Source organism: Massilia sp. Leaf139 (assembly GCF_001424165.1).
Taxonomy (GTDB): domain Bacteria; phylum Pseudomonadota; class Gammaproteobacteria; order Burkholderiales; family Burkholderiaceae_D; genus Telluria.
This window is the reverse complement of the sequence record NZ_LMOJ01000023.1, coordinates 118,423-140,055: the sequence shown is the minus strand read 5'-3', so window position 1 is coordinate 140,055 and position 21,633 is coordinate 118,423. Positions and strand designations below refer to the sequence as shown.

The following is a 21,633-nucleotide window of genomic DNA, read 5'->3' as shown; positions in this document are numbered from 1 at the left end:
ACCGCAGCCTTCGATACTGACTATACGTATGCGCAGCGGCTGGCACACGGCGAAAGCGACGAGCTGCAGATTTTTGGCCCTGAAACGCAATTTATCGCGCTGAACCGTGTGCCTGCGGCCCCTGCGCTCGGTTAAGATGCTGCCACATTGCTAATTCTCAGGAGTACTTCATGGCTGCAGGCAGTTTGCTCGCTTTACTCGACGATATCGCCACCGTCCTCGACGACGTCACCGTGATGACCAAGGTGGCGGCCAAGAAGACCGCCGGCGTGCTCGGCGACGATCTAGCGCTCAATGCCCAGCAGGTGACGGGCGTCGATTCCACCCGCGAGCTGCCGGTGGTGTGGGCGGTCGCCAAGGGGTCGCTATGGAACAAGGCGATCCTGGTGCCGGCGGCACTGCTGATCTCTGCCTTCGCTCCCTGGCTGATCATTCCTCTGCTCATGATCGGTGGCGCCTTCCTCTGCTTCGAAGGGGCCGAGAAGCTGGCCCATAAATTCCTGCACAGCCCCGAGGAAGACGCGGCCCATAAAGAGCGCCTGGCGGCGGCCGTGGCCTCCAGGGAAGACATGGTCGCGCTCGAGAAAGAGAAGATCAAGGGTGCGATCCGCACCGACTTCATTCTCTCGGCCGAAATCATCGTCATCTCTCTGGGCACGGTCTCGCAGATGCCCTTCATGCAGCAGGTGGCGGTGCTGGTGCTGATCGCCCTGATCATGACGGTCGGCGTCTACGGCCTGGTGGCCGGCATCGTCAAGATGGACGACGCCGGCCTCTACCTGAGCCAGAAGACGAGCGGCTTCGCGCGCGGTCTGGGCCGCATGCTGCTGGCGCTGGCGCCGCGCCTGATGAAATTCCTGTCGATCGTCGGCACCGCCGCCATGTTCATGGTCGGCGGCGGCATCATCAGCCACAACTGGGAATTGCTGCACCACTATTCCGAAGGCATGGCCACCGCCCTGGGCGACGTCCCCGCCATCGGCGGCCTGCTGCACGCCATCGGCCCGGTGCTGTTCGACGCCCTGGTCGGGATCGCGGTCGGCATCCTCGTGCTGCTGGTGGTCACCCTGGTCAACAAGCTGCGCGGCAAAAAGGCGGTTCCCGCCCACTAAACAGCAGCCCGGCCGTATGCCGATTTACCTTACGGCATCCTGACGTACTGACACTGTTGCATTTGCACATCCGCACCCTTTGCAAATTGACATGCTCGGGTGTGCCCTCCAGACTGGTCTGAGCAGTAGCCGTTCAGACCAATCTAAAGAGGGAAGATCAATGCAAAGAACGACGAAGAAAACGGTGCTGGCGCTCTCGATCGCCGCCATGTTCGCGGGCACGGCCCAGGCCCAGACCCAGGACACCGCTACCGAAGGCACGGCGGCCACCGTGGTGGTCACCGGTACCCGCGTGGCCAACCGCAGCGCGCTCGACACCGCCGCCGCGGTCGACATCATTTCGGCCGACACCCTCAAAAATACCGGCACCACCGAAATGAACCAGGCGCTGTCGGTGGCCTTGCCTTCCCTGAACTTCCCGCGGCCTTCCCTGACCGACGGCACCGACACCATCCGCCCCGCCACCCTGCGCGGCATGGCGCCCGACCAGACCCTGGTGCTGGTCAATTCCAAGCGCCGCCACGCTTCTTCGCTCGTCAACCTGAACGGCTCGGTCGGGCGCGGCTCGGCGGCGGTCGACATGAACACGATCCCCACCGCGATCGTCAAAAACATCGAGGTGCTGCGCGACGGCGCCGCCGCCCAGTACGGGTCGGATGCGATTTCCGGCGTCATCAACCTGCGCCTGCGCACCGACCGCGACGGCGGTGAAGCGAGCGTCACCTATGGCGCGCGCTTTACCGAATACGACCTGTTCAACGAGACGGTGCCCGCCGGCGGTACCTGGTCGGGCCCCGCCTCGCGCGAGCGTGCTGACGGCCAGAGCGCCACCCTCAGCGTCTGGAAGGGTTTGCCGCTGGGCGAGACCGGTCATTTGACCATTGCTGCCGAGTACAAGGATCAGTCGCGCACCGAGCGCGCCGGCTACGACATGCGTTCGCAATACCCGCGCCTGACGAACGGCGCCTTCGATCCGCGCGAAAACACGATCAACCGCTTCAATGCCTGGTACGGCGATCCGGAAATGCAGCAGACGACCGTGTTCGCCAATGCAGGCAACGACCTTGGCAACGGGATCAAGGTGTACGGCTGGGCCAGCGTCCAGGAACGCGACGCCCGCTCGGGCGGCTATTTCCGCACGCCCCAGGATGCGCGCAACGTGCCGGCGATCTACCCGGACGGCTTCCTGCCGCTGATCTCGCCGAAGGTGCAGGATCTCAGCCTGACCGGCGGCCTCACCTGGACGCTGGGCGACTGGGATCTGGACGGCTCGCTCGGCTACGGCAGGAACAAGATGCAGTTCCAGATCGAGAACACCTTGAACCGCTCGCTCGGCGCGGCCAGCAAGACCGATTTCGACGCCGGCGGCTTCGCCTACGACCAGCTGGTACTGAACCTGACGGGCGTACGCAAGGTCGACATGGCGGGCCTGTCCTCGCCGCTGAATATCGCCGTCGGCACCGAAGTGCGGCGCGAAGGCTATGAATTGTTCGCGGGCGAACCGGATTCCTACCGCTACGGCGGCGTCACGCTGCCCAACGGCCTGCCGTCGGCGGCGGGTTCGCAGGTGTTCCCCGGCTTCCGCCCGGCCAACGAAATCGACACCCACCGCACCGCGGCCGGCGCCTTTGTCGACGTCGAGGCCAACATCACGCCGCAGCTGCTGGCCTCGGTTGCCGTGCGCGCCGAACATTACTCGGACTACGGCAACAGCCTGGCCGGCAAGCTGGCCGGCCGCTACGATTTCACCAAAAGCTTCGCGCTGCGCGGCTCGGTGCAGAACGGCTTCCGTGCGCCCTCGCCGCAGCAGCAGTATTTCACCTCCACCTCGACCAATTTCGTCGACGGCATCCCCTACGAGATCACGACCTTCCGGCCTACCGACCCGGTCGCCGTGGCACTCGGCGCACAGCCGCTCGACGCCGAGAAATCCGTCAATCTCTCGCTCGGCGCGGTGCTGCGTTTCGACCGCGTCAGCCTGACCGTGGACGCCTACCGGATCAAGATCCGCGACCGCATCATCCTGTCGGAAAACCTGCTGCAGACAAACGTGCGCGACTACATCGTCGCGCAGGGTTTCACCGGCGTCGGCGGCGGACGCTTCTTCATCAACGGCGTCGACACCACCACCGACGGGGTCGACATCGTCATGAACTGGCCGCTCAATGCCGGCGCGGCAGGGCGCTTCGACGCCACGCTGGCGGCCAATTTCAACAGCACGGAAGTCACCAGGACGCCGGCCACGGCGCAACTGGCGGCGCTGTTCCCGGCGCCGGTGCTGTTCGACCGGGTCAACATCATCGCCATCGAAGAGGGCCAGCCGAAGAACAAGTTCAGCGCCAACCTGAACTGGAAACTGGGCCAGTGGGGCGCCACCGCGCGCGCCACCCGCTACGGCAAGACGATGACGCCGGGCACGAGCGCGGCCCTGGACTTCCCGCTGGGCGCGAAAACCGTCGTCGACCTCGAGGCGCGCTATGCGCTGACCCCGAAGATGACGCTGGCGCTCGGCGCCGACAACGTCTTCGACCAGTACCCGGAAACCCTGCCGCCGGCGCTGAACACGACCGGCAACACGCCGTTCTCGAACTATTCGCCGTTCGGCCGTTCCGGCCGCTTCGTCTACGCCCGCGCCAACTACGCGTTTTAAGTCGAAGCGGCGGTAAAAACAGGACGCGCCCGATGTCGGGCGCGTTTTTTTATTTGGATGGCGCGGTGATCTTCTGGCGCCGCCCGGCCGCCACGCCGTCGCGCATGGCCCAGATGAACGACAGCACCGACATCGCCGTCAGCACCCAGCTGGCCCAGCCGTAATCGACGCGCACGGCCGCCGTCGGCGCGCCATGCCACCAGAGCAGGGCATGGCCGACCAGGGTGATCAAGACGCCCAGGCTGATGAACAGCAGCAGGTGCAGCACCCGCTCGGACACCGGCAGGATGCGCGTGTCTCCCTCGAGGATGACGTCGCGCGTCGAGACGATCACCTCGGCCAGCAGCAGCGCACCGATCCACCAAGCCCAGGCCCCATGCCACTCGTACCAGGCCAGGCAGGCGAACAGGCAGGCGAAGATGGTCTCGCGCGCCGCGTGCAGGGCTTCCTCGCCCGCGGCGTCGCTCCGTTTCGGCAGCTTGGCCAGCAGCTCGTGGTTGACGATGATGTCGAGAAAGCCCAGCACGCCATGCAGCAGGAGCACATAGACATAGGGCGGCATGTCTTCCTCGCGTGCGATGAATTGCGGACTAGTCGCGGCGCAAGACGATCGCACCCAGCGCCAGGCCGACGGCGAAGGCGGCGTACACGCCGGCCAGCGACTTCTTCGACAGGCGTTTTTCGTAGCCGGGCTTCAGGCGTTCAGGGGTCAGTTTGTAGTCGGCGAAGCAGGCGATCGCCGAGGTCGCGGCGGACGCCGCCAGCGTCACGCGCAGATCCTTGCGGTCGAGCTTTTCGCCGACCAGCTTTTCGAACAGCACCGACCAGAAGGTGGCGCTGATGTGGTGGATGGCGTAGCCGGTGATCGTGTATTTCAGCGAGAAACCGTCGTGCTCGGCCGCCTCGTCGCCCCAGATCCAGTGGCTGACGGCGTTCGTCGGCGCATAGGCGCTGCCGGCTTCGGTACGACCGAGCATGGCCAGGGCGGCGGTGGAGACGATGCTCGACGCGGCGCCGCCGACCAGGCCGCGTTGCATGGAAGTTGTCCAATCTGACATATGATTACCCTCATCGAATCGGTGAAAGGAAGTGCATGCGAATCTTGCTCACTGGCGCCAGCGGCTTCATCGGACAGCATGTCCTGCAGGCGCTGCTGGCCGAAGGCCACCACGTCGTCTGCGCCGGGCGCAGGCCGCCGGCCGGCAGCCACCCGCGCCTGAGCCACGTGCATGCTGACTTCGCCAACGATACCGAACAATCCGTTTGGCTGGCGCGCCTTAATGGTGTCGATGCCGTCGTCAACACGGTCGGCATCTTCCGCGAATCCGGCCGCCAGAGCTTCGCGCGCCTGCACACGCTGGCCCCGCGTGCGCTGTTCGCCGCCTGCGCCGCCTCCGAGCACGTGCACACCGTGATCCAGCTCTCGGCCCTGGGGGCGGATGCGGAAGCGGACAGTGCGTATCACTTGTCGAAAAAGGCGGCGGATGATTACCTGGCCGCGCTGCCGCTGCGCTCCTACATCATCCAGCCCTCGCTGGTGTACGGCAGCGACGGCGCCAGCGCCCGTATCTTTAAAACCCTGGCCAGCATGCCGCTCTCGGTACGCTTCGGCACGGCGCCGCAGCTGGTGCAGCCGGTGCACATCGACGACGTGACGGCCGCCATCCTCGCCCTGCTGCGCCAGCGCCTGCCGTTCCCGCCCGGCACCACCTCGCTGCGCGTTCCCCTGGTCGGCCCGGAAGCGCTGCCGTTTACCGCCTATCTCGGCCGCCTGCGCGCCGCCATGGGGCTGGCGCGCCAGCCGCTGCTGGCGCTGCCGGACGGGCTGGCGCGGCTGCTGGCGCAAGCCGGACGCTGGCTGCCCGGCGCCCTGCTCGACCCCGAGGCGCTGCGCATGCTCGACCGCGGCAACACGGGCGACGCCGCCGTCATCACCCATTTATTGGGCCGGGCGCCGACGCCGATTGCCGCCTTCATCACCGACCCGCGCGCGGAGCGCACGCTGGCGAAACTCGGCTGGCTGCTGCCGACCCTGCGCTGGAGCATCGTCGCGGTCTGGATCGCCACGGCGATTGTCTCCTTCGGCCTGTATCCGGTCGAGCAGAGCTACGACTTACTGGCACGCACCGGTATCCCGCCCTCGCTGCAGCCGCTGATGCTGTATGGCGCCGCCAGCTTCGACCTGCTGCTCGGCCTCGGCATCGCCTTCCTGCCGCGGCGGCGCCCGCTGTGGCGCGCACAGTTGGCCCTGATCGGCTTTTATACGGTCGTGATAGCGTTCAAGCTGCCTGAATTTTTATTGCACCCGTACGGGCCGCTGACAAAAAACCTGCCGATGCTGGCGGCGATCTGGCTGCTGTACGAACTGGAGGAGTAGCACTTCTATGGAATATGTCGTGGTGAAATGGCTGCACATCCTGTCGTCGACCTTTCTGTTCGGCACCGGCATCGGCTCGGCCTGGTACATGCTGTTCGCTAACATCAGCCGCGACGTGCGCGCCATCGCCGTCGTCAGCCGCAACGTCGTGATCGCGGACTGGGTATTCACGGCCACGACCGCCATCATCCAGCCCGCAACCGGCTTCTACATGATCCACCTGGCCGGCTATCCCTGGCACAGCAAGTGGATCATGTGGTCGATCGCCCTGTACGTGCTGGCCGGCGCCTGCTGGCTGCCCGTGGTCTGGATTCAAATACGCCTGCGCGACCTGGCCGCCGAAGCCGTACGCAACAATACGGAGCTGCCGCCGCAATACTGGCGCCTCTTCAAAACCTGGGTCGCGCTCGGGGTGCCGGCCTTCATCGCCTTCGTCGTCATCTTCTGGCTGATGGTGGCCAAGCCGATGTAGGGCGCAAGCGGAACAAGCCGCTGCCGCGGGCGCAGTAGAATGGCCCGCTCTACACCAACCATGGAGAACACGATGCGGGCTTACCAGATTCTGCCGGGCGACAACATCGACGGCTTACGCTGCGTGGATTTCCCCCAACGCGAGCTGGCGCTGGGCGAAGTGCGGGTGCGCGTGCACGCGGTTTCGCTGAACTACCGCGACCTGATGGTTGCCAGCGGCAATTATCTGGTGAACGTGGACGACCCCATCATTCCCTGCTCGGACGGCGCGGGTGAGGTGCTGGCCGTCGGCCATGGCGTGACCCGGCTGCAGGTGGGCGACCGCGTGGCCGGCTCCTTTTTCCCGCACTGGCAGGACGGGCGCACCTCGCCCAGTAAAATCCGGCACGCGCTGGGCGGCGATATCGACGGCATGCTGGCCGAGGAAGTCGTGCTGCACGAGGAAGCGCTGGTGAAAATCCCGCCGCAGCTGAGCTATGTCGAGGCGTCCACCATGCCTTGCGCCGGCGTCACCGCCTGGAACGCGATCTTCGAATCGAGCAACGGCATCAAGCCGGGCGACACTGTGCTGCTGCTGGGTACCGGCGGCGTCTCGGTGCTGGGCCTGCAGCTGGCGCGCGCGGCCGGGCTGCGCACGATCATCACTTCGTCCTCGGACGAAAAACTGCAGCGGGCACGCGCACTGGGCGCCCACCACACCATCAATTACCGCACCACGCCTGAATGGCAGGAAGAAGTATTGCGGGCTACCCATGGCATCGGCGCCGACGTGGTGCTGGAAGTGGGCGGGCAGGGCACCGTCAACCGCTCGGTGGCCTCGTGCGCGATGGGCGGCAGCGTCGCCATCATCGGCGGCGTCAGTGGTTTCGGCGGCGAAGTCAATCCGGCGACCCTATTAGCCAGTGCCAAGCGCATGGTCGGCATTTTTGTCGGCAGCCGCCTGATGCTGGAACAGGTGATGCGTTTCGCCGCGCTCAACGAGATCAAGCCGGTGGTCGACCGCGTGTTCGGCTTCAACGAGGCCCAGCAAGCCTACCGCTACATGGAATCGGGCTCGCACTTCGGCAAGGTGGTCATCAAGGTGACCGGGTAGGGTGGACGGCTGTGCCGTCCACGCGCTGACGGGTCGATATGCCGCTTACGTGGCGGATAATCGCGCTGCATACCAATGCCGCGTGGACGGGGAATCCGTGCGCCCTACCGCGCACGTCATCGATCGCATCAACGTCCCTCGAAACGTACCAGTTCGATTTCGAAGAGCTTCGGCCAGAATTTGCCGGTCACATACAGTTTTTTACGCTTGCCATCCCAGGCGATGCCGTTCAAGACGGCGTCGGCCGAGCTGGTGCCGCGTTTATCGCGCGGCAGCAGGTTGCTCAGGTCGATCCAGCCCGTCACCTTGCCGCTACCCGGGTCGATCCGGGCGATCACGTCCGTGCCCCAGACATTCGCATACAGTTCGCCGTCGACGATTTCCAGTTCGTTCAGCGAATCGATCGGCTTGCCGTCGGCCGTCACCTGGATCCGCTTGAGCTCTTTCAGGCTGGCCGGATCGAGCACGCGGATGCTGGCGCTGCCGTCGCTCATGTAGACGTATTTCGCGTCGCTGGCCAGGCCCCAGCCTTCGCCCTCATACGGAAAACTGCCTTTCATGGCGAAGGTTTTCGCATCGAAGACATAGCCGGTCTTCGATTGCCAGGTCAGGCCGAGGATGTTGTTGCCCACCGCCGTAGAACCCTCGCCGAAGACGTTCGGCGGCAAATCCGCCTTTTGCAGCACCTTGCCGGTTTTCAGATCCAGGCGGCGCAGGGTCGAGCGCCCGGTCAGGCCGGTCGTTTCGTACAGCTGGCCGTCGCGGAAGAACAGCCCCTGGGTGAAAGCGCCCGTGTCGTGCGGATAAGTGTTTTTGACGACGAAGCCGTAGACGGGAATGGCGGCGTTGGCGGCGCCACAGGCGCCGGCCAGGACGAGGGCAGAAAGGGCGGTGGCGGTGACTGTCGTAGCAAGTTTGAGCATGCTGGAACGGGCGCAATTAATCGAACGCTGACTGTAGCATGCGGCGAACACGAGCGCAGGGAAGCGCCCTACAGGTAGGCCAGCATGCGCCCACACGAGATCACGCCCAGCCACAGCAGGATCGACAGGCCGGCGCCGGCGCGCGCCAGCGGCGGCGCCGGCCTGTCGCGATCCCAGCTCGCCACGCTCCGATACGGCAGCAAGTGAAAGGCGAGGGCGTTCAGCCCGGCAATTACGATCAGGACGAGTTTCAATATGAATGCCGGATTGTTCGCCAGCTCGACCGAATGCGCGCTGAACAGCAGCAGCCCGGCCGGCACCACCAGCAGCAGGCTGGCCAGGGCCCAGCGCAATAAGTGGTTGCCGAGGGCGACTACCGGCAGATTGCGCGCGAAGCCGAGCACGCGCAGGTCGAACAGCACCACGCTGCCGACCAGCACGGCAAAACCGGCGATGTGGACGATCTCGACGATCGGATACAGCCAGGCGCCCTCGCGCATCGCACTGGACAGGGGCGTCGCCGCCAGCGCCTGCAGGACGCCGGCCGCAGCCGCCATCAGCGCAGCTCCGTTTTATTTCCCTCGATCGTGATGTTTTCGGCGCGCAGTTCGTCGCCCTTGCTGCGGTGCGGATAGCCGTGCACGCTAGCGCGCTGGCCCGGCACCAGTTTTTCGCGCGCCAGGCCGCGGCTTTCCATGCGCGAGGGCGGCGCCAGCACCACTAGCCAGGTTTTGTTGTCCGCCGTTTTCAGGCGCACGAAGCCGTGCGGCTGTTCGTAGCCGGCCTGTTCGATGGTGCCGGACAGGTCGAGCGGCTTGTCGGACTGGTATTCGCTCCAGCCATGGTGGGCGAGGGCGGTGCCGGTGCTGATCAATAGTCCGGCGGCAAGCAGGATCAGGCGTTTCATGACGTGTCTCCTGGAATGGTTCGACGATGAGTGCCGCCCAGCAGGCGGGCTTGCCGATTTTACGCGCGAACCGGCAACGCGCGCCTATCGTGTTGCCGTTTTTTCCTCGCGCGGCACCGGCAGGCGCCCCACTACCTCCAGCTTGCCGGCGCGCTGTGTTAACAACACCAGTTCTCCCTGCGCCAGCGACTGTCCCGTGAGGGCGCGGATGTTGATGTCGTGGGTGACCAGCACCAGCGGCGCCGTATCGCGGTGCGCGGCCAGGCGCGCGCGCAGGGTGCGCAGTTTGGCGGCCGACTGATCTGCCTCGTCGTTGAACATCGAATCCAGGCTCGGCTCGGGCGTGGCCTGCGCGAACGCCAGGCGCGCGGTGTCGAGGCAGCGGCACCAGCGGCTCGACCAGACGGCGCCGGGATTGACGCCGTGGCGGCGAAAGGCGGCGCCGATGCGGCGCGCGTCCTGCTGGCCGGCCGGCGACAGGTTGCGCTGGGTCGCGCACTGGTCGAGTTTGAAACCGGGCGGGTCGCCGATGCCGGGATTGGTCGCCGCATGGCGCATCAGGACGGTCACGCCGCCGCCGCGCAAGGCGTCCCACAGCGCGGCTTCGCCCGGCTCGGCCGCATGCGCGCGTACGGCTGCGAGCACCAGCAAGGATAGGAACCAACGCGCGTTCATGGGGTCTCCCGGTGAAGTAGGGGGGGGCCGGGGCATTATGGGGTCGGCCGGAAGGGCCCGGCGCACGGTCGGCGGCCCTCCGCGCTTATGTTACGCTTTGTTCATTGTTTTTTTGAGAACGAGATGATGGCACGTCGACGCATGCAGGTTCTGGGGGGATTGCTTGCCACGCTGGCGCTGGCGGCGCAGGCGCAGGCGGCGCCGGGATGCGCCTCTTACGCGAGCGAACTGGGGGTGATGGTGGAAGCGCTGGAAGCCGTGCGCAGCCGGGTCGATTACCTGGCGCCGCCGGACGATCCGGTGGCGGCGCGGCATCGGGCGCAGCTGGAACTGGTGGAACGCGACAACGCGTCACGCCTGGGCGCCCTGATGGCGGCCTGCGGCTGGCCGCGCAGCAGCGTCGAGGGACTTGAGGCCGCGCGCCGCGCCTGGCTGATCGCCCAGCAGCGGAGCGAGGATCTGCCCTTCCAGCGCCAGGTCGTGCGCCAGCTGGAACTGGCGGCCCTGGACGGCGAAGCCTCGGTGATCCACCTGGCCACGGCCTCGGACCGGCTGGCGGTCAAGGAGGGCCGGCCCCAGCGCTACGGCACCCAGCTGCGCCAGGTCGACTCCTGCGTCTGGGACTACTATCCGCTGGAAGACACGGCCCGTGTCGAAGCGCGCCGCAGGCGCCTGGGCCTGCCTTCGCTGGCCGATCACAAACGCAGCATCAACGCCATGATCATCACGGAAAACTGCCCTCCGCCGGATTTCAGTAACCCCAACATCAAACGCTGAAACATACGGTATATATCGTTTATTTTAGATAAATCATATAAACGATATATCGCGTTGTCTGACTCATTTATAGGCAGCTCTTTGTTGGTCAAAAAAGTGCCGAGAAACAATTAAAGGTCTCGAAAATCGGCCTCCTCAAAACCCTTCGAGTACGACTTTACCGCTGGCTGCGCCGCTCTCGATAAAGGCGTGCGCCCGGCGCAGGTTGGCGGCGTTGATCGGGCCCATGTTCTGGGCCAGCGTCGTGCGGATGCGGCCATCCTCGACCAGCTGCGCCACCTCGTTCAGCAGCCGGTGCTGGGCCAGCATGTCCGGGGTCTGGAACAGGGAACGCGTAAACATCAGTTCCCAGTGCAGCGAGATGCTTTTACGCTTCAGCAGGCGCACGTCGATCGGCTCCGGATCGTCGATCAGCGCCAGTTTCCCTTGCGGTTTGATGGCATTCACCAGCGCCGCGAAATGCTTGTCGGTGTGGGTCAGGCTGATCGCATAGTCGACCTCGCCCAGGCCAGCCGCCGTCAGCGCCGTGTCCAGCGGCGTACTGTGGTCGATCACGTGCTGGGCGCCGAAGATGCGCGCCCATTCGCGCGTTTCAGGACGCGAAGCGGTGCCGATCACGGTAATGCCGGTCAGCTGGCGCGCCAGCTGCACCAGGATCGAGCCGACGCCGCCGGCGGCGCCCACCACCAGTAATTTTTCCCCCGCATGGCCGCCGAATTCCAGACCGAGGCGGTCGAACAGCAGTTCCCAGGCGGTGATCGCCGTCAGCGGCAGCGCCGCCGCCTCGGCGAAGCCGAGCGATTGCGGCATGCGCCCGACAATGCGTTCGTCGACCAGGTGCAGTGCGCTGTTGCTGCCGGGACGGTCGATGGCGCCGGCATACCAGACCCGGTCGCCGGGGCGGAACAGCGTCACCGCCGGGCCGACCGCGCGCACCACGCCGCTCGCATCCCAGCCCAGCACTTTCGGTTCGGCCTGTCCCGCTGCGGGCAGGCCGCGCCGTACCTTGGTGTCGACCGGGTTGACCGACACGGCGTGCACTTCGACCAGCAGGTCGTGGCCGCTGGCAACCGGATCGGGCAGTTCGATGTCTTGCAGCGACTGGTCGTGGGTGGCGGGCAGGGATGCGAATGCGGCAATGGCTTTCATGATGACCTCGTGTTGGAATGAATCGGCTCAGTGTAATGCGCAGCGCAAACCCGTGCTGGCGCGCCCTCCATTCCCCGCTTGCCGCCGTGTTCTCGCTGCTAATTGTGCGCCGGTTACCCGGCGCTTGCCACTAAGATGAAGTAACGGAATGACAACGCGGCACTGCCGCTGCACCCGCTCGTCCAGCCACGCCCGCCACCTCCAGAAAGGATTCACCATGACCGCTCCCGAGCGTTACCCGCTCACCCTGCGCATCAACGGCCAGCAACACGACATGGAACTCGAAGCCTGGGTGACCCTGCTGGATCTGCTGCGCGAGCGCCTCGATCTGACCGGCTCGAAAAAGGGCTGCGACCATGGACAGTGCGGCGCCTGCACCGTGCTGGTCGACGGCAAACGCATCAATTCCTGCATGACCCTGGCCGTGATGCAGAACGGGCGCGAGATCACCACGGTCGAAGGTCTTGCCAAGGGCGAGCAGCTGCACCCGATGCAGCAAGCCTTTATCGACAACGATGCCTTCCAGTGCGGCTATTGCACCCCCGGCCAGATCTGTTCCGCGATCGGCCTGATCAACGAAGGGCAAGCGAAGACCGTGGCGGAGGTGCGCGAACTGATGAGCGGGAACGTGTGCCGCTGCGGCGCCTATCCAGGCATCCGCAAGGCGGTCTGCGCGGTGGCCGGGATCGCGGGCGGCGACAACGCCGAACGCCCCATCGTTCCCGGGACGGTGCCGGCATGAACCCATTTACTTTTTCCCAGGCCGAGACGCGCGAAGCCGCGCTGGCGCAAGTCGCGGGTAATGCCAGCTTCGCCGGCGAAGCCGTGCGCTTCATCGCCGGCGGCACCAACCTGATCGACCTGATGAAGGAAGGCGTGATGGTGTCGAGCCGCCTGGTCGACATCAACCGCCTGCCGCTGGACGCGATCGAGGAAGAGGGCGAGGGCCTGCGCCTGGGCGCGACCGCGCGCAATGCCGACACTGCTTATCACCCGCTGGTGCGCGAGCGCTATCCGCTGCTCACCGCCGCGATCCTGGCCGGCGCCTCTCCCCAGCTGCGCAACATGGCCAGCAATGCCGGCAACCTGCTGCAACGCACGCGCTGCTATTATTTTTACGACGTCGGCACGCCCTGCAACAAGCGCGAACCGGGCAGCGGCTGTTCGGCGATCGGCGGCATCACGCGCCAGCACGCCATCCTCGGCGCCAGCGAGCACTGCATCGCGACCCACCAGTCCGACATGTGCGTGGCCCTGGCGGCGCTGGAAGCGACCGTGCACGTCGAATCGGCGCGCGGCAAGCGGGCCATCCCATTTAACGAGTTTCACCGCCTGCCCGACGACGCGCCGCAGTACGACACGGTACTCGAAGCGGATGAACTGATCACCCACATCACGCTGCCCGACGCGCGCCGTTACGCCGCCCACTCGGCCTACATCAAGGTGCGCGAGCGCCTCTCGTATGCCTTCGCCCTGGTCTCGGTGGCGGCGGCGCTCGACATCGGCGCCGACGGCGTGATCCGCAGCGCGCGCATCGCGCTCGGCTCGGTGGCCCATAAACCCTGGCGCAAACCCGAGGCGGAAGCCCTGCTTGAGGGGCAGAAGGAAGACCCGGCCCTGTTCGGGCGCGTGGCCGACCTGCTGCTGGAGGGCGCGCTTGGCCAGGGCCACAATGATTTCAAGATCGGACTGGCGCGCAAGGCCATCGTGCGTGCGCTGCAGACCGCGGTGCAGGGCACCGTCACCAATACCGGAGAGCCGAATGACTGACCTGATCCAGGGCCTGAATCCTCCCGTCGCCGAACCGGGCACTGGCCAGGTCGCCACCGGCACCGATGTCAAGCGCATCGACGGCCGCGCCAAGGTCACTGGCGCGGCGCGCTACGCGGCGGAACACCCGGCCGAGAACCTGCTATACGGCGTGGTCGTGAGCAGCACGGTCGCCCGGGGCCGCATCCTCGACATCGACGCGTTTGACGCCATGCAGATCGAAGGCGTGGTCGAGGTGATGAGCCACCTGAACCGCCCGAAGATGCGTTCGGTCGATCTCGCCTACAAGGACATGACGGCGCCGCCCGGCTCGCCCTTCCGTCCCTTGTATGACGAGGAAGTGTTCTACAGCGGCCAGCCGGTGGCGCTGGTGCTGGCCGAGAGCTTCGAGGCGGCGCGCCGTGCCGCCGCCCTGGTGCGCGTGCGCTACGACGAAGAAGAATACGACACGCGCCTGACAGCCAATCTGGCGCGCGCCTACAAGCCGCTGCCGCTGCGCGCCGGGGTCGAGCCGCCGCCGCCGGACAAGGGCGATGCCGACAAGGCGTATCAAGCCGCCCCCGTGAAAATCGAAGCCGAGTTCTATCACGGCATCGAACACCATAATCCACTGGAGCTGTTCGCCTCGACCGTCATTCACGGCGCCGACGGCCACCTGACGATCTACGACAAGACCCAAAGTTCGCAGAACAGCCGCTGGTACGTCTCGCATGTGTTCGGCCTGTCGAAGAACAAGGTCACCGTGCGCAATCCCTATGTGGGCGGCGCCTTCGGCTCCGGCCTGCGCCCGCAATACCAGCTGGCCCTGGCCGTGATGGCGTCGCTCCGCTTGAAGCGCTCGGTGCGCGTCACCCTCACGCGCCAGCAGATGTTCAGCTTCGGGCACCGCCCGGAAACCGTCCAGTGGGTCAAGCTGGCGGCCGAGCGCGACGGCACGCTGCGCGCCATCCGCCACGACGCAGTCGCCGAGACCTCCCAGATGGAGGACTACGTCGAAAACGTCGTCAACTGGTCCGGCCTGCTATACGCCTGCGACAACATCAAGCTTGGCTATCAACTGGTCAAGCTCGACCTGAGCACGCCGATGGACATGCGCGCCCCCGGCGCCGCGCACGGCATGCATGCGCTGGAAGTGGCGATGGACGAACTGTCGTATGCCCTCAAGATGGATCCGCTGGCGCTGCGCCTGAAGAATTACGCGGAGCGTTGCCCAATCGACGACAAGCCGTATTCGAGCAAGGAACTGCGCGCCTGCTACGAGCAGGGTGCCGAACGCTTCGGCTGGTCGCAGCGGCCGCTGGCGCCGCGTTCGCGCAAGGAAGGCGCCGAATGGGTTGGCTGGGGCATGGCGACTGGCGCCTGGGATGCGCTGCAGATGTTCGCCCGCGCCAGCGCCGTGATGCACGCGGACGGCCGCCTGGTAGTGTCGAGCGCAGCCACCGACATTGGCACCGGCACCTATACCGTGATGGCGATGATCGCGGCCGAAACCATGGGCCTGCCGCTGGAACGCGTCAGTTTCCAGCTGGGCGACTCCACCTTGCCGGTGGCGCCGGTCGAGGGCGGCTCCTCGCACGTGGCCACCGTCGGTTCGGCCGTGGCCGGCGTCTGCGAGAAGCTGCAGCTCACGCTGCTGCGCCATGCCCAATCCGACCCCGATTCGCCGTTCCGTGACAAGCGTTTGAAGGAGGTCGAATTCGCCGGGGGCGTGATGCGCCTGAAGAAGGATCCGCACACCTTCATTTCGCTCGGCGCCATCGTGCGCCGCACGGGGCGCGAGCGGCTCGAGGAAAAATACCTGATGCTGCCGAATATGCTCAAGCAGCGCAAGTTCCGGAGGATGGTGCATTCGGCCGTGTTCGTCGAGGTGCGGGTCGACGAGGAGCTTGGCATCGTGCGCGTGACGCGCGTGGTCAGTGCCGTCGCCGCCGGACGCATCATGAACACGAAGACGGCCGGCAGCCAGATCGTCGGCGGCGTGGTCTGGGGCATCAGCCAGGCGCTGCACGAGGAAAGCCATATCGACCACCGCTTCGGGCGCTTCATGAACCACAACCTGTCCGAGTACCACGTGGCGGTGAATGCCGACATCCACGACATCGACGTCATCTTCGTCGAGGAGGACGACCGCATCGTCAGCCGCCTGGGCGCCAAGGGCGTCGGAGAAATCGGCCTGGTGAGCGTGGCGGCGGCGGTCAGCAATGCGATCTACCACGCGACCGGCAAACGCATCCGCAGTACGCCGATCACGCCGGACAAGGTGCTGGCCGGCGGCCCATAAAGGAGCCTTTCCATGAGAACCGATCTGTCCCCGTCAGACACCGATAGCGGGCGCGAGGATCTCGGCCGCCTGATCCTGCGCGTCACGCTGGCCCTGCTGCTGCTGTTCCACGGCGTTTCCAAGCTGATCGGCGGCGTCGGCTTCATCACCGGCATGCTCGAGAAAATGGGACTGCCCGGTGCGATCGGCTACCTGGTGTATGTGGGCGAGGTGATCGCGCCGCTGCTGCTCCTGGTCGGGGTCTGGACGCGGCTGGCAGCCCTGATCGTGGCCGGCAACATGGTAGTCGCCATCCTGCTGGTGCATACGAAGGAATTTTTCACGATGAGCCAGACGGGCGGCTGGGCGCTCGAATTGCAGGGCATGTACCTGTTCGCGGCCATTGCGCTGGCCCTGCTCGGGGCGGGGCGCTACAGCGTCGGCGGGCGCACCGGCAAATGGAATTGAACACAGGAGAAGGAGATGAACGATAAGGTGGCCATCGTCACCGGCGCCTCGCGCGGCATCGGCAGGGCGATCGCCTTGCGCCTGGCGCAGGACGGGTTCGCGGTGACGGTCAATTACGCCAGCCGCGCCGGGGATGCGCAGGAGGTCGTCGACCAGATCGCAGCAGCTGGCGGACGCGCGCTCGCCGTACAGGGCGACGTCGCCAGCGCGGCCGACTGCGCGCGCCTGTTCGAGGCCACGGAAAACGCCTTTGGCGGCGTCGACGTCCTCGTCAATAATGCCGGCGTGATCCAGCCCGGCACGACGCTGCTGGCCGATACCAGCGACGAGCTCTACGAGCGCATCTTCGCCATCAACACGCGCGGCACCTTCAATATGCTGCGCCTGGCCGCGACGCGCCTGCGTCAGGGCGGACGCATCGTCAACTTTTCGACCAGCGCCATCGGCCTGGCCCTGCCGGGTTACGCCGTGTACGCGGGCGCGAAAGCGGCGATCGAGACCATGACGAATATCTTTGCCAAGGAAATGCGCGGCAAGGGGATCTCGGTGACGGCGCTGGCGCCGGGCCCGACCGCGACCGAGCTTTTCCTCGACGGCAAACCAGCGGAACTGGTGGAACGTCTGGCGCAGGCGGCGCCGCTGGAGCGGCTCGGCACCCCGCAGGACATCGCCAATACCGTCGCCTTCCTGGTGGGGCCGGAAGGAGAATGGGTGAATGGCCAGACGCTGCGCGTGAACGGCGGCATCGTGTAACTGGCGGCTAGACCTGCGTCGTCTGCCGCTGCTGCTGCCGCTGCGTTTGGATGCGCAGGGTGAGGCGGAATTCGAAGATGCGCGCCGTCTCCGGCGGAAAAGGCCGCGCGCGGCGCAGTGCTGCGGCGACGGCGTCCTTGTAGCCTGGCAGCAGCGCATTATCGAGCGTGTTCATGCCGATCACCTTGCCGTCGGCGTCGAGGAAGACCTCGAAGGCGACCGTGTAGTCGCCCGGCCTCGTATCGGGCGGAGAATCGTATTGCGGCATGGGCTCGTGCTCGGCCAGTTGCGCCGGTCGGCCTGCTTGTCACGGCGCAGCAGCATGGCGATCCGGTTCTGCACCGAGCGCACGGCGGCCGCCTCGCTGTCGAACAGGGCGCGCTCGTCGATCGCGCTATCGAGCAGGTGGCCGAAATAACCGAATTGCGCCAGGTGGCGCCGATCCTGCGCCCAATCGAAGGCCGCCACCGCGGCCGGAAACAGGGCTTCGTGCCAGGCGTCCGGATCGCCGAGGCGCTGCGTGCGCGCCAACGTGGGCCTGCCTTCGTCAAAACGCTCCCACATGGCAGCGGCCAGTGGCGCTTGCGTACCTGGCGCCGGCTCGCCGTCATCAGGTGCAGTGGCCTACGCCGGCTCCTGCGCTGCTGGTTCCCGCGCTGTCAGGGGGTCAGGTGCATCGTGCCGTCGTCAGCCATGCGCTGCATTAGAAAATTGCAAAATGGCATCATATACCAGCTCGCTGGCGTGACACGTGGCGGACGAAAAAAAGCCGGCACGCGACCGGCAGGCGGAAGACGTCTCGCTGGCTATTCCATCCGTAAGTCGTAATGCACGTCGCGCCGATCCTCGCGCTGGGGCCCGGCCACGAGATAGGTGCCCCAACCCAGGCGGCCGGCATGGCGATCCCCGGACAGGGTGGCACAGCAGACGTCGGCCGCGCGCAGGACGAGCTCCACTTCGTATTCGAGCGCCAGCCCCGTGAACAGCATGGCCAGGCTGTTCAGGGCGCGTGCCGCCAGGCCGCCGGGCAGAAAGGCATCAAAACCGGCACGGTCGAGGGGGCCGATCACCAGGCGCAGGCGCAAGTCGCGCTGCCAGACCCGCTCGCCGGCGATCGCGCGGGTGCCGAGGGTGGCGCTGTCGCAGCCGAGGGTGCTTTGCTGGGCCGGCGGCACCGCGTACCAGGCGCCCATGAATTGATCGACCCGGATCGGCTGGCTGAAATACTCGGACAGCACGCGCCCCATCTGCACCGCCGAGACCGGCCGCTGGCGCAGTGCCGCCGCAAAATAGCCGAGCGACTCATCGAGCACGGCGCCCTGTTCCGGCTGTCCCAGGCGCCGCCGCAGCGCCGGATTGCCGAGTCCGGCCAGGCCCAGCAGCAGCGGCAGGAATCCATCCCGCCCCGTGCTTTCGTATTTCAGATGCAGCCGGTACTTGCGCCAGGCTTCATAGAACAGCGCCAGCGAGCGGTTCGAAAAGGTGTCGAGAAAGGCGCGCGCGCCTTCGTCCTTATCTAGCGATTGCTGCTCGGCCACGCGTTCGGTGTAATGCGGCGGTAGCACGCCATGCCCGCCCAGGAGGCCCATGAAGGTCGGCGTAATCCGGATCCATTGCAAAGTGGACGCTTGCAGCGCCGCGCCGAGGGAGGTGGCGCTGGGTTCGATGGTGCGCGGCTCGACCCCGATTGCCTCTAATTGACTGGCCGGGAAGCGCAGCAAGGTCGAGTTCTGGAAGCGCAGGAAATTGGCGACCAAGCCTCCTCCGGGCGCGCCGTGCTTGCGCAGCCAGAGTTCCAGCATGCGCACCGCCTGGAAATACTCGAAGCGGTACGGTTCCCGAAACAGGCGCTCGATTACAGCAGGCTCAAATCGCCGCTTTTGGGTGGGCATACAAACACCTCTTCTCCGGTCTTGGCCGAGACCAGCACCAGCTGGGTAAAACTGTTGGCGTGCACGTACAAAGCGAGAAAACGTTCGACGATGTGGGCGAACGCATTCAGGCCGCTGCCGATGAACGCTTCTTCGTCGATCGACAAGCGCACCTGCACCCCACGCACCAGGCAATTGAAGGGGTTACCGGCCAGCCAGGCGCTGCTGGCCTGCTGTTCGATGGCGACGATGCCGCCGATCTGGCGCTGCGAGGAGGGCGAACGCGGCAGGTCGTACAGCGCCAGCATTTCGCGGAAAGCCTCGACGCCGCCGGCGCCGAGCGACAGGTGGTTCAGGGACAGGTGCGAGATCAGGCGCCAGTGCGCACTGCGGCCGCTGGGAAAGCGCCAGGACGTCGTCGGTTTGCGCAGGAAACTGATCGTGCGCACCGATGAGCCGCTTTCCAAGAACAGGTCGCCGCCGGCCTGGCCGACAGGCAATAGCGCGGGCAGGTCGCGGTTCGAGCAGGTCAGTTCCAGATTCAAGGTGTCGGTTTCGACCGCGGCCGGATCGAAATCAATGTCGACGATCGCAATCTGCGTCTCGAACCCGGGGCTGCGCTCGGCCAGGGTCTCGTCGCGCCGCAGGGCCCAGTAATGGCCGTTCTGCTCGGCGGTCTGCGCGTGCTGCAAGGAGTAAAAAGGGCGGAACTGCACCACGGTTTCGCCTTGCGGGGTCTGGCGCACCAGGTTCACCGAATCGACCGACTGCACCTCGAAGGCATAGGCGCGGCGCGCATCGGCCAGCACCGGATAGCTGGCAGTCGCGTGGGTCAGGCGGATCGGCTCGCCGCGCTGGCGGAACAGGTTGATGACGGGCGTGCAGCCGAGCAGGACGTTGTTGGTCGAGAGGGTGCCGAGCATGCGTGCCGTGTTCGAGTCGCTGCGGATCCCCGACAGCGCCAAATGCAGGGTCACCGTTTTAGCCCCCGGCGCGGCGGCACCCAAACTTGTTAAATCGATATCGAAAAAATTGAATTTCTCGGGGAAGCAAAAATATTCGGTCAGCAGGCGGTAGGCGCCATGCGAGCGGGCCGGGAAATCGATCAGGGCTTCGTCGTCCTCGAAGCCGGCCGCCAGCACGGGGATGGCCGGCAGCGCTACCCAGCGTCCATTGTGATCCGCTTCGGCATAGGCGGCGACGGTGCGCATGAACAAGGCGTCGCGCAGGGCGGCGCAGAACGAGGGTTCGCCATCGATGAACACGCGCAAGCGCGGCAAATTCAGCGCGCCAATGGCAACCTGCTCGACGCTGGTGGCAATCGTCAGGCTGATGCTGGATGTGGCCTGCGCAGGCGGCCGGACAGCATCCGGGGCGCGCAGGATGTCGGAAAAGCGCGCCTGAGACAAGCTCAGCGGAGCGATCGCCACCGGGTAGACGGTGCGAAAAGTACAGACGGCACCGCGCACCGGTCGCGTCGTGAGTTGCGTTCCACGTGGAACCATCGCGGCCGTGGTCTGTTGTCTGGCGGCGCTCGTGAAATCCAATCTAGCGATCGAACACGAGGGAAAGGGGCGCAGGTAGTGCGGGTAGAGGACGTCGAACAGCGCCTCCGTGAATTCCGGATAGTCGTCGTCGAGGCGCTTGGCGATGCGCGCATTGAGCAGGGCGAAGGACTCGATCATGCGCTCGGTATGCGGGTCTTCGCAGACTTCGCCGCTGATCAACAGGCGGCCGGCGATCTTCGGGTAGCGCTCGGCGAACTCGCGCAGATTGCGGCGCAGGTAGCCGAGCTCGCTCTCGTAGTAGGGCAGTAATTGTTCCACTTGTTATGCTCCTGGCGCGGCGCGGCCGGCCTTGCTGATGCTGTAACTCAGGGTCGAAGGCTGCAGCACCGCGTCGAAATTCACGGCTTCCTGGGACGCGCTAGCGACCAGCACGCCGGTGATCGAAAAGTCGATCCGGTTGACGGCGCCGGCGCGCATCTCCAGCTGGGCTTTCACATTGCGCAGGCGCGGCTCGTGGGTGGCGATGGTTTTTTCGATGCACATGCAGATATAGGCCCGATCCGAGGGACTCGACAGCGACAGTTCGGCGAAATCCTGCATGCCGTAGCTGACGATCGAACGGCTGCACTCGGGCCAGTCTTTCAGTAAATCCTCGGGCAGCACGGCGCGGGTATTGAGCAAGGCTTCCAGGTCGCGCGCGACGGCGTCTTTTACATCTTCCAGCGCCATGCGTCCCGGCTTGCCGGATCCGCCGCGCAGGGGCACGCCGAGCAGACGGTCGAACAGGCCGGGCGTGAATGGATGCATCGGTTTCTCCTGTAGGTAATGGCAGTGCAGACACGGCGGACAAGCTTCGTAGTGTTACTGGG

The 21,633-nt window shown here is 65.7% G+C and carries 23 protein-coding genes; 11 read left to right on the top strand and 12 right to left on the bottom strand.

The window, feature by feature from the left end; all coding sequences use genetic code 11:
* Positions 1-170 precede the first annotated feature (170 nt).
* Together ASF77_RS14790 and ASF77_RS14785 are read left to right on the top strand one after the other, a co-directional pair.
* Positions 171-1,112 (top strand): DUF808 domain-containing protein, encoded by a 942-nt coding sequence (locus ASF77_RS14790; RefSeq protein ID WP_056340838.1) that lies wholly within the window; start codon positions 171-173, stop codon positions 1,110-1,112.
* Between the two features lie 160 nt (positions 1,113-1,272).
* Entirely contained in the window at positions 1,273-3,762 is a 2,490-nt protein-coding gene (locus ASF77_RS14785; protein ID WP_056340836.1) for a TonB-dependent siderophore receptor, read from the top strand.
* Positions 3,763-3,811: 49 nt separating this feature from the next.
* Here the strand turns inward: ASF77_RS14785 and ASF77_RS14780 are convergent, their stop codons facing one another.
* Complete coding sequence (locus ASF77_RS14780; RefSeq protein ID WP_056340832.1) at positions 3,812-4,324, bottom strand: hypothetical protein; 513 nt, start codon at positions 4,322-4,324, stop codon at positions 3,812-3,814.
* 28 nt (positions 4,325-4,352) lie between these two features.
* Positions 4,353-4,799 (bottom strand): hypothetical protein, encoded by a 447-nt coding sequence (locus tag ASF77_RS14775; protein ID WP_229445451.1) that lies wholly within the window; start codon positions 4,797-4,799, stop codon positions 4,353-4,355.
* 56 nt (positions 4,800-4,855) lie between these two features.
* Between ASF77_RS14775 and ASF77_RS14770 the strand changes: the two genes are divergently transcribed.
* From ASF77_RS14770 to ASF77_RS14760, 3 genes are all read left to right on the top strand, one after another.
* Positions 4,856-6,139: an SDR family oxidoreductase gene (locus ASF77_RS14770; protein ID WP_056340827.1), complete on the top strand. Its 1,284-nt coding sequence runs from the start codon at positions 4,856-4,858 to the stop codon at positions 6,137-6,139.
* Positions 6,140-6,146: 7 nt separating this feature from the next.
* Positions 6,147-6,611, top strand: coding sequence for a DUF2269 domain-containing protein (locus ASF77_RS14765; RefSeq protein WP_056340825.1), 465 nt, complete (start codon positions 6,147-6,149; stop codon positions 6,609-6,611).
* Positions 6,612-6,683: 72 nt separating this feature from the next.
* Complete coding sequence (locus ASF77_RS14760) at positions 6,684-7,703, top strand: NAD(P)-dependent alcohol dehydrogenase (protein ID WP_056341236.1); 1,020 nt, start codon at positions 6,684-6,686, stop codon at positions 7,701-7,703.
* 128 nt (positions 7,704-7,831) lie between these two features.
* Here ASF77_RS14760 and ASF77_RS14755 read toward each other — a convergent pair whose 3' ends face one another.
* The 4 genes from ASF77_RS14755 to ASF77_RS14740 form a co-directional block, all read right to left on the bottom strand.
* Positions 7,832-8,626: a glutaminyl-peptide cyclotransferase gene (locus tag ASF77_RS14755; protein WP_082493793.1), complete on the bottom strand. Its 795-nt coding sequence runs from the start codon at positions 8,624-8,626 to the stop codon at positions 7,832-7,834.
* A gap of 68 nt (positions 8,627-8,694) precedes the next feature.
* Positions 8,695-9,183: a DUF6644 family protein gene (locus ASF77_RS14750; RefSeq protein ID WP_056340823.1), complete on the bottom strand. Its 489-nt coding sequence runs from the start codon at positions 9,181-9,183 to the stop codon at positions 8,695-8,697.
* Positions 9,183-9,533 (bottom strand): DUF6152 family protein, encoded by a 351-nt coding sequence (locus tag ASF77_RS14745; protein WP_056340821.1) that lies wholly within the window; start codon positions 9,531-9,533, stop codon positions 9,183-9,185. Before ASF77_RS14745 ends, ASF77_RS14750 begins: the two co-directional genes overlap by 1 nt.
* An 84-nt stretch (positions 9,534-9,617) precedes the next feature.
* The gene (locus ASF77_RS14740) at positions 9,618-10,208 is read right to left on the bottom strand and encodes a histidine phosphatase family protein (RefSeq protein WP_056340819.1); all 591 of its coding nucleotides are present in this window, start codon (positions 10,206-10,208) and stop codon (positions 9,618-9,620) included.
* A 123-nt stretch (positions 10,209-10,331) separates the two neighbouring features.
* On the opposite strand from ASF77_RS14740, the gene ASF77_RS14735 reads away from it, so the two are divergent.
* A complete protein-coding gene (locus tag ASF77_RS14735; RefSeq protein WP_156648902.1) occupies positions 10,332-10,985 on the top strand; it encodes a DUF6624 domain-containing protein in 654 nt (217 codons plus the stop codon).
* Positions 10,986-11,120: 135 nt separating this feature from the next.
* Here ASF77_RS14735 and ASF77_RS14730 read toward each other — a convergent pair whose 3' ends face one another.
* The gene (locus ASF77_RS14730; protein WP_056340815.1) at positions 11,121-12,134 is read right to left on the bottom strand and encodes a zinc-binding alcohol dehydrogenase family protein; all 1,014 of its coding nucleotides are present in this window, start codon (positions 12,132-12,134) and stop codon (positions 11,121-11,123) included.
* 217 nt (positions 12,135-12,351) lie between these two features.
* On the opposite strand from ASF77_RS14730, the gene ASF77_RS14725 reads away from it, so the two are divergent.
* The 5 genes from ASF77_RS14725 to ASF77_RS14705 are packed head-to-tail and all read left to right on the top strand — an operon-like array spanning position 12,352 to position 17,385.
* Positions 12,352-12,876 (top strand): (2Fe-2S)-binding protein, encoded by a 525-nt coding sequence (locus tag ASF77_RS14725; RefSeq protein ID WP_056340813.1) that lies wholly within the window; start codon positions 12,352-12,354, stop codon positions 12,874-12,876.
* On the top strand, positions 12,873-13,904 hold the full coding sequence (locus ASF77_RS14720; protein ID WP_056340811.1) for a xanthine dehydrogenase family protein subunit M: 1,032 nt from the start codon (positions 12,873-12,875) through the stop codon (positions 13,902-13,904). The genes ASF77_RS14725 and ASF77_RS14720 overlap by 4 nt, the downstream gene beginning before the upstream one ends.
* Positions 13,897-16,185 (top strand): xanthine dehydrogenase family protein molybdopterin-binding subunit, encoded by a 2,289-nt coding sequence (locus ASF77_RS14715; RefSeq protein ID WP_056340809.1) that lies wholly within the window; start codon positions 13,897-13,899, stop codon positions 16,183-16,185. The genes ASF77_RS14720 and ASF77_RS14715 overlap by 8 nt, the downstream gene beginning before the upstream one ends.
* Positions 16,186-16,197: 12 nt before the next feature.
* Positions 16,198-16,632: a DoxX family protein gene (locus ASF77_RS14710; protein WP_056340806.1), complete on the top strand. Its 435-nt coding sequence runs from the start codon at positions 16,198-16,200 to the stop codon at positions 16,630-16,632.
* 15 nt (positions 16,633-16,647) lie between these two features.
* A complete protein-coding gene (locus ASF77_RS14705) occupies positions 16,648-17,385 on the top strand; it encodes an SDR family oxidoreductase (protein ID WP_056340805.1) in 738 nt (245 codons plus the stop codon).
* Positions 17,386-17,392: 7 nt separating this feature from the next.
* Here ASF77_RS14705 and ASF77_RS23710 read toward each other — a convergent pair whose 3' ends face one another.
* The 5 genes from ASF77_RS23710 to tssE all read right to left on the bottom strand — a co-directional run bounded on the left by ASF77_RS23710 (position 17,393) and on the right by tssE (position 21,571).
* Positions 17,393-17,653, bottom strand: a complete 261-nt coding sequence (locus ASF77_RS23710; protein ID WP_082493792.1) for a TonB C-terminal domain-containing protein — start codon at positions 17,651-17,653, stop codon at positions 17,393-17,395.
* Positions 17,566-17,949 (bottom strand): hypothetical protein, encoded by a 384-nt coding sequence (locus tag ASF77_RS24355; RefSeq protein WP_156648901.1) that lies wholly within the window; start codon positions 17,947-17,949, stop codon positions 17,566-17,568. The genes ASF77_RS23710 and ASF77_RS24355 overlap by 88 nt, the downstream gene beginning before the upstream one ends.
* A gap of 242 nt (positions 17,950-18,191) precedes the next feature.
* A complete protein-coding gene (tssG, locus tag ASF77_RS14695) occupies positions 18,192-19,277 on the bottom strand; it encodes a type VI secretion system baseplate subunit TssG (RefSeq protein WP_056341232.1) in 1,086 nt (361 codons plus the stop codon).
* A complete protein-coding gene (tssF, locus tag ASF77_RS14690; protein WP_056340803.1) occupies positions 19,241-21,082 on the bottom strand; it encodes a type VI secretion system baseplate subunit TssF in 1,842 nt (613 codons plus the stop codon). The genes tssG and tssF overlap by 37 nt, the downstream gene beginning before the upstream one ends.
* Positions 21,083-21,085: 3 nt before the next feature.
* Positions 21,086-21,571, bottom strand: coding sequence for a type VI secretion system baseplate subunit TssE (gene tssE, locus ASF77_RS14685; protein WP_056340802.1), 486 nt, complete (start codon positions 21,569-21,571; stop codon positions 21,086-21,088).
* Positions 21,572-21,633: the final 62 nt, after the last annotated feature.

Coding starts and splice junctions, on each gene's coding strand:
- ASF77_RS14790 (WP_056340838.1), top strand. CDS start 171: ATGGCTGCAGGCAGTTTGCTCGCTTTACTCGACGATATCGCCACCGTC.
- ASF77_RS14785 (WP_056340836.1), top strand. CDS start 1,273: ATGCAAAGAACGACGAAGAAAACGGTGCTGGCGCTCTCGATCGCCGCC.
- ASF77_RS14780 (WP_056340832.1), bottom strand. CDS start 4,324: ATGCCGCCCTATGTCTATGTGCTCCTGCTGCATGGCGTGCTGGGCTTT.
- ASF77_RS14775 (WP_229445451.1), bottom strand. CDS start 4,799: ATGCAACGCGGCCTGGTCGGCGGCGCCGCGTCGAGCATCGTCTCCACC.
- ASF77_RS14770 (WP_056340827.1), top strand. CDS start 4,856: ATGCGAATCTTGCTCACTGGCGCCAGCGGCTTCATCGGACAGCATGTC.
- ASF77_RS14765 (WP_056340825.1), top strand. CDS start 6,147: ATGGAATATGTCGTGGTGAAATGGCTGCACATCCTGTCGTCGACCTTT.
- ASF77_RS14760 (WP_056341236.1), top strand. CDS start 6,684: ATGCGGGCTTACCAGATTCTGCCGGGCGACAACATCGACGGCTTACGC.
- ASF77_RS14755 (WP_082493793.1), bottom strand. CDS start 8,626: ATGCTCAAACTTGCTACGACAGTCACCGCCACCGCCCTTTCTGCCCTC.
- ASF77_RS14750 (WP_056340823.1), bottom strand. CDS start 9,183: ATGGCGGCTGCGGCCGGCGTCCTGCAGGCGCTGGCGGCGACGCCCCTG.
- ASF77_RS14745 (WP_056340821.1), bottom strand. CDS start 9,533: ATGAAACGCCTGATCCTGCTTGCCGCCGGACTATTGATCAGCACCGGC.
- ASF77_RS14740 (WP_056340819.1), bottom strand. CDS start 10,208: ATGAACGCGCGTTGGTTCCTATCCTTGCTGGTGCTCGCAGCCGTACGC.
- ASF77_RS14735 (WP_156648902.1), top strand. CDS start 10,332: ATGATGGCACGTCGACGCATGCAGGTTCTGGGGGGATTGCTTGCCACG.
- ASF77_RS14730 (WP_056340815.1), bottom strand. CDS start 12,134: ATGAAAGCCATTGCCGCATTCGCATCCCTGCCCGCCACCCACGACCAG.
- ASF77_RS14725 (WP_056340813.1), top strand. CDS start 12,352: ATGACCGCTCCCGAGCGTTACCCGCTCACCCTGCGCATCAACGGCCAG.
- ASF77_RS14720 (WP_056340811.1), top strand. CDS start 12,873: ATGAACCCATTTACTTTTTCCCAGGCCGAGACGCGCGAAGCCGCGCTG.
- ASF77_RS14715 (WP_056340809.1), top strand. CDS start 13,897: ATGACTGACCTGATCCAGGGCCTGAATCCTCCCGTCGCCGAACCGGGC.
- ASF77_RS14710 (WP_056340806.1), top strand. CDS start 16,198: ATGAGAACCGATCTGTCCCCGTCAGACACCGATAGCGGGCGCGAGGAT.
- ASF77_RS14705 (WP_056340805.1), top strand. CDS start 16,648: ATGAACGATAAGGTGGCCATCGTCACCGGCGCCTCGCGCGGCATCGGC.
- ASF77_RS23710 (WP_082493792.1), bottom strand. CDS start 17,653: ATGCCGCAATACGATTCTCCGCCCGATACGAGGCCGGGCGACTACACG.
- ASF77_RS24355 (WP_156648901.1), bottom strand. CDS start 17,949: ATGTGGGAGCGTTTTGACGAAGGCAGGCCCACGTTGGCGCGCACGCAG.
- tssG (WP_056341232.1), bottom strand. CDS start 19,277: ATGCCCACCCAAAAGCGGCGATTTGAGCCTGCTGTAATCGAGCGCCTG.
- tssE (WP_056340802.1), bottom strand. CDS start 21,571: ATGCATCCATTCACGCCCGGCCTGTTCGACCGTCTGCTCGGCGTGCCC.